The 6261-nt window shown below is 63.3% G+C and carries 4 protein-coding genes; 2 read left to right on the top strand and 2 right to left on the bottom strand.

Annotation, left to right across the window (positions count from 1 at the left end):
- Window positions 1–132: 132 nt before the first annotated feature.
- Window positions 133–1524, bottom strand: coding sequence for an aminobacteriohopanetriol synthase HpnO (gene hpnO, locus IVA78_RS30470; RefSeq protein WP_247278896.1), 1392 nt, complete (start codon window positions 1522–1524; stop codon window positions 133–135).
- Window positions 1525–1665: 141 nt separating this feature from the next.
- On the opposite strand from hpnO, the gene IVA78_RS30465 reads away from it, so the two are divergent.
- Entirely contained in the window at window positions 1666–2292 is a 627-nt protein-coding gene (locus IVA78_RS30465) for a DUF2147 domain-containing protein (RefSeq protein WP_247278897.1), read from the top strand.
- On the opposite strand, the gene IVA78_RS30460 is transcribed toward IVA78_RS30465, so the two are convergent.
- Window positions 2260–4848: an MMPL family transporter gene (locus tag IVA78_RS30460; RefSeq protein ID WP_247278898.1), complete on the bottom strand. Its 2589-nt coding sequence runs from the start codon at window positions 4846–4848 to the stop codon at window positions 2260–2262. The genes IVA78_RS30465 and IVA78_RS30460 overlap by 33 nt on opposite strands.
- A 465-nt stretch (window positions 4849–5313) precedes the next feature.
- On the opposite strand from IVA78_RS30460, the gene ispH reads away from it, so the two are divergent.
- Window positions 5314–6240, top strand: a complete 927-nt coding sequence (gene ispH, locus IVA78_RS30455; protein WP_247278933.1) for a 4-hydroxy-3-methylbut-2-enyl diphosphate reductase — start codon at window positions 5314–5316, stop codon at window positions 6238–6240.
- Window positions 6241–6261 lie beyond the last annotated feature (21 nt).

Raw genomic sequence — 6261 nt, 5'->3', positions numbered from 1 at the left:
AACCACAGACCCCATCAGGCCTTGGCAGGACAAACTCCCAAGGCCTTCGCCGCTACCAAGACCACCGCGATCCAATCAGCGAATTATTGAACATCGACAGCCAATGACGCGCGTTGAGACCGATCGGCGAAACTACGCCGACCGTCGCACCGCGTTGTCGACCAAGGTCTTGCCGAGCGACCAGATCGCGCCGGGGACCTTGTGGCTGCCGGCGATGACGTCGTCGAAGGCGCGCTCGATCCAGGTGCAGTCTTCCTCGGTGATGGTGAGCGGCGGCAGCAGCTTGATGGTGTGGCTGCCGTGGCCGGCGACCTGGGTCAGAATCTTGTGATCCTTGAACAGCGGCACCGTGATGAGCTGGCAGAACAGGCCCTTGTTGGCGGTCTCCAGTACGTTCCAGGAAGCGCGAAGGCGCAGCGACTTCGGCGGGCCGAACTCGACGCCGATGATCAGCCCCTTGCCGCGGACTTCTTTCATCAGCTCGTAGCCGGGCACCATGCGCGTCAGCGCGAGGCGCAGTTCGGCGCCGCGCTTGGCGGCGGACTCGATCAGCTTGTCGGACTCCATGACGTCGAGCGTGGCGATGCCCGCAGCCATGGCGAGGTCGTTCTTGGAGAAGGTGGAGCCGTGCACCACCGCACGATCCATCTGGTTGAAGATCTTGTCGAAGATGCTCTTGCGCGTCAGCACCGCGCCGACCGGCACGTGGCCGCCCGACAGCGACTTCGACAGCAGCACCATGTCGGGCTCGACGTTCCAGTGCTCGACCGCAAGGAAGCGGCCGGTGCGGCCCATGCCGGTCTGGATCTCGTCGGCGACGAACAACGTGCCGTATTTCTTGCAGAGCGCGGCCGCGCCGGGCAGGAACTCGTCGGTGGGCATGTTGACGCCCTTGCCCTGGATCGGCTCGACGACGAAGGCTGCGACCTCGCGCGAGGCCAGGGCCTTTTCGAGCGCGGCCAGATCGTTGAACGGGATCGGGGTGCAGCCCGGCAGCAGCGGCTCGAATCCGGTGCGGAAGTTCGAATCACCCGTGAGCGACAGCGCGCCATAGGTCAGGCCGTGATAGCCGTGGGCGCAATAGACGATGCCGGGCCGGCCGGTCGCGCCGCGCGCGAACTTGATCGCTGCTTCGACGCATTCTGCGCCGGAATTGGCGAAGAACGCCTTGTCGAGATAAGGGACGTACTTCAAAAGCCGCTCGGCAAGCACGCCGGCGAGCACCGAGACATCGAACTGGACGAGATTGGGCAGGTCCGCGTCGAGCACGCTCTTGAGCGCCTCACGCATGACGGGATGATTGCGCCCGATCGCAAACACGCCGAACCCTGACAAGAGGTCAAGATAGCGCGCGCCATCGCGATCATAGAGGTACTGCCCCTGCCCTTTCTGGAACCCGACATCGTATCCGATGGTCTTCAGAACCCGAACGAACTGCTCGTTCAGATACCGATTATGCAGGGCGCTACGCTGGGCCTGACGGTCCGCGAAGAGCTCAGACATGTCTGGATTTGGACTGTGCATCCGCTACATACTTCGGTTGAGGGCCGTCTCGTCAACTGAAAACGGACCGCTGTCGAAAACGCTCTGTGCGGCCTTTTGCCCTTTTTCGGACCATCTTCGCAAGCACAGCTTTAAGCGATGTTGCACTGCCAAGGAACTATCATGCGTTTAGCCCTTTACACCGGAATAATACTGGCTGCCGGTTACACCTGTCCGACCCCCGCGCTCGCCGCAGACCCGACCGGCGACTGGCGGGTCGCCGACGGCGTCGCCAACATCCGTGTCGCCCAATGCAACGGCAGCATGTGGGGTGCCGTGTCCTGGGAAAAGCAGCCTGGCGGCCGCGACGAGAACAACCCGGATGTGTCGAAAAAGAACAGGCCGACGCTGGGCATGGCGACCCTGATCGACATGAAGAAGAAGCCCGGCGTCGATCAGTGGGAGGGACAGGTCTACAACGCGAAGGACGGCCAGCTCTACAGTGCAACCATCACGCCGGCCGGTACCGACCAGCTCGAAATCAAGGGCTGCGTGATGGGCTTCCTCTGCGGGGGCGAGACCTGGACCCGGGTTGGTCCGCCGATCCCCTTGAGCCCCGCCAACGCCATGGCCAGGGGCGCGCCGAAGTCCAGCGGCGCGGCACCGAAGGCCCAGGGAACGACGGGCGCCACAGCACCTGCCCCCGCTGCCCCGAAGGCCGTCGGCGCAGCCAAGGCCGGTCAGAAGGGCGCCGCCGACCCGATCGGCGACATCTGCCTACTCCCTGAGATTGCGGGGTTTGCCCATTAGGGCCGGCTGGAACAGCAGCACGGCGGCAAGCGTCGTCACCAGGGAGAGTGCGAGCAGCTTGCCCATGCTGGACGTGCCGGGATGGCTGGACAGCCACAGGCTGCCGAACGCGGTCGCCGTTGTCAGCGCGCTGAAGAAGATCGCGCGTGTCAGGCTGGTCTGGAGCAGGTTCGTCCTGCCCGAGCGCCACGCCACGACGTAATAGATCTTGAAGGCGACGCCGACGCCGAGCAGCAGCGGGAATGCGACGATGTTGGCGAAGTTGAGCGGCAGGCCGATCAACACGCAGATCTCGAGTGTCACCGCGCCGGCAACCAGGAGCGGCACCAGCGTCATCAGCACGTCGACGAACCGGCGTAACGTGACCCACAAGAGCAAGCCGATCACCAGCAGCGCATAGATGCCGGCATGGATGAACGCCTTCACCACGGTGTCGCCGGATTTCAGGATCGAGACCGGCCCGCCGATCGCGGTCGGCTCGGCCGCGAGCACTGCGGCGGCAAATTTGCGCAGGGTGTCGTTGTCATTGGGGTCGCCCTTGGGCAATGCCTCGACGCGGATGATGCCGTCCTTGCTCTTCCAGGCGCTGACGAGATCCGGCGGCAGTGATTTCAGGGTGACCGGCTCGGCCTGCATCGCGTTCCTGAGCTGGTCGAACACGATCTTCATCGGCGTGACGAACACGTCCTGCGCCTTGTTGCGCGTGGCCTCATCGGAATTGGCGAGCTTCTCGAGCGCGTCCGCCAGCCGGCGCGAGGCGGCCGCACCCGGGCCCTTCGCATCCCCCGCGGTCCGGCGCAGATTGTCAGCCGAGGATTTCAGCGATTCGACGTTCTCCTGATCGGAGGGAGCCGCATCGATCTGGTCGGGATTGAGCGCGGGATTCAGCACCTTGGCGCCCTGCGCGAGCAGCTTCAGCTTCGGCGGCTGATCCTGCGGCACGAAGCTGTCGAGTGACATCACCCGCAGCACCTCAGGCACCTTCTCCAGCTTGGCTTCGACCTGCCTTGCCTGCTCCTCCGACGTCGCCATCACGTTGATGGCATTGGCGCCGGTGTTGGGATCCTTGCGCAAGTCGAGGAAGGTCGCGATGGATTCGGCGTGCGGGTTGCGCAGATTCATCGGATTGAAGTCGAATTTCATGAAGTAGAGCAGCGGCAGGCCGCCGAGCGCCAGCAGCAGCGTGCCGCCGACGATCAGGACGCGGTGCTTTTCGAGGAAGTGATCGAGCGGCGCCAGGAAGGCGTAACCGACCGGCTCCGGTTCGCCGGGCGGGTTCAACAGCTTCAACAGCGCCGGCAGCACGGTGATCGAAGAGATGAACGCCACCAGCATACCGACGCCGGCGATCTGGCCGAGCTCGGAGATGCCCTTGTAGTCGGTCGGCATGAAGCAGAGGAAGCCCGCGGCCGTTGCCATCGCCGCGAGCGACAGCGGCACCGCCGAGCGCTTGGCGGCCAGCACCAGCGCGCCCGAGAGATTGTCGTGCTTGTAGCGCTCGGATCGGTAACGGACGCTGTACTGGATGCCGAAATCGACGCCGAGACCGACGAACAGCACCGCAAACGCGATCGATAGCAGATTGAGAGAGCCGACCATCATCAGGCCGGCCGCGGTCGTGATCGCGAGGCCCACGAAGAGGTTGACGAACACCGCGAAGATGATCTTCGCCGAATGCAGCGCCAGCCACAGGATGAGCAGCACGACGAGGACCGTGCCGATGCCGTTGACGACGGCGCCTTCCTGGACGGTCGCGTATTCCTCGTTGGCGATCGGGACCGGGCCGGTCAGCCGCACCCGCGCCTGGTATTTGGTGGGGAAATCCAGATCCGCTGCGGCCTTGCGGATTGCATCGGTGGCGCCCTTGCCCGGCTCCAGCGCGTTGTAGTCGAGGATCGGCTTGAACTCGATGAAGGCGCGCTTGTCCGAATCCTTCAGCGGCTCGTCGCTGACGAGCTCGCGCCAGGAGAAGCTGGCATTGCCCTTGTTGAGCACGGTCTCGACCGTCTGCGCGATCAGGTTGAAGGGCCGTTCCGTGCTGTCGAGCTTGACCTGGCCGCGCTTGACGCCGGCAAGTCCGGTCTCGAGCGCGCCGGTCAGGCCGCGGATCGAGGGGTCGCCCGCCATGATCTCGATCAGGGGCGCTGCGGATTCGAACTGACCGGTAATCTTGCCGACCTCCTCGGTCGGCAGGAACAACAGGCCGTTCTTCTCGAAGAACTCGCCGCTGCCGAGCTGCTGCATCGACTGGAAGTTGGTCTTGTCGTCTTTCAGCTTGGCAAAGAGCGCGTCCGCCGCGGCGCTCGCCATTTCGGGCGTCTTGGCCTCGACGACCGCCGTGATAGTCGCGTCGCGGTCGAAGGCGCGGTCGAACTGCTGGTCGCGCTGGCGCCAGTCGAGATTCTGGGCAATCAGCGAATTGATGTCGGTGTTGATGGCGAAGTGGCGCGCAGCGTAATAGCCCGCTCCCACCGACAGCAGGAGCCCGAGAACGACGACGAGGGAGGCAAACCGGGTGCAGGCCCTGACAATGGCAACGACTACGCTTTGCAGCACTTCTTTTCTTTCTGCGGTTAACAGCTTGCCGGAAACGCCCGCTGTTTATCGGAGTTCCCGGGCGAAACCTATTGCTGTTTTGAGTGGCTCTCGCCGGGCGAAGGTTCGAGGTAAACGGCGGAGGAGCGTGGCAAAAATGATGCGGGGCGGTCGGTATAACCGGGGAGTTGAGGCGGGAAAGTGACGAAAGAGTGAGCACCGTGCCGCATCTCGCTCACCGTGAATCACTCTACTATAATACCATAGAATGGGATTTTGTCGGGAACCCTAGGTTCATTCAGCCTTCCCTTGCTGCCGATTTTTTGACACAAAGTATTGCGCCTCCATGCGCCGGAGCCCCAAACGGGGAGTGGCGGCTACCGCGTGCGCAAGACCGATGGTGCGGTTATTGCAGCTCGTTGGTCACTATCGGGTGCTGTCGGGAACTTTGAAGTGGATTGGTGCAACTTGCGTGATGGACGTCCAATGGAAGTTTATCTGGCGCAGCCGCGCGGCTTCTGCGCGGGCGTGGTGCGTGCGATCGAGATCGTGGAGCGGGCCTTGGAAAAGTACGGCCCGCCCGTCTACGTGCGCCATGAGATCGTGCACAACAAATACGTGGTCGAGAGCCTGAAGAACAAGGGGGCGATCTTCGTCGAGGAATTGTCCGAGGTGCCGCCGAAAGCGGTGACCGTCTTCAGCGCCCATGGCGTCGCCCGCAGCGTCGAGGAAGAGGCCGCCGCGCGGGACCTTCCGGTGCTGAACGCCACCTGCCCCCTGGTCACGAAAGTTCACAATCAGGGGAAGCGCTACATCACCAAGGGACGCACGCTGATCCTGATCGGCCATGCCGGCCACCCCGAGGTCGAGGGCACGATGGGCCAGGTTCCCGCTCCCGTGCTGCTGGTTCAAAGCGTTGAAGAGGTTAAGGCGCTGACGCTGCCGGCGGATACGCCAGTGGCCTACATCACCCAGACCACCCTGTCGGTCGACGACACCAAGGACATCATCGCGGCCCTTCAGGCCCGCTTTACAGATATTCAAGGTCCGGATATCCGGGATATCTGCTATGCGACACAGAACCGCCAAACTGCGGTAAGGGATTTGAGCAAGCTGGTCGACGTGATCTTGGTGGTTGGCGCTGCCAACAGTTCGAACTCGAACCGGCTCCGCGAAATCGGCACTGAAGCCGGCGTCGCGAGTTATTTGATTTCCGACGGCAGCGAGCTCAATCCGGAGTGGTTGAAGGATGCCAGGACTGTTGGCGTCACGGCCGGCGCATCGGCGCCCGAGGTACTCGTGGATGACGTGATCGAAGCGATGCGGCGGATCGGACCCGTGAAGGTCTCGGTGTTGCCGGGTCGCGAGGAAAACATCGAATTCAGGCTTCCGGCCCAACTGGCTGCGAGCTGACCCACCCGAATTCAAAGCCCA

The organism is Bradyrhizobium sp. 137, assembly GCF_023074095.1.
In the GTDB taxonomy this organism is placed as follows: Bacteria; Pseudomonadota; Alphaproteobacteria; order Rhizobiales; family Xanthobacteraceae; genus Bradyrhizobium.
The sequence above is the reverse complement of the archived record's forward strand: the minus strand, read 5'-3'. Positions and strand labels throughout refer to the sequence as shown.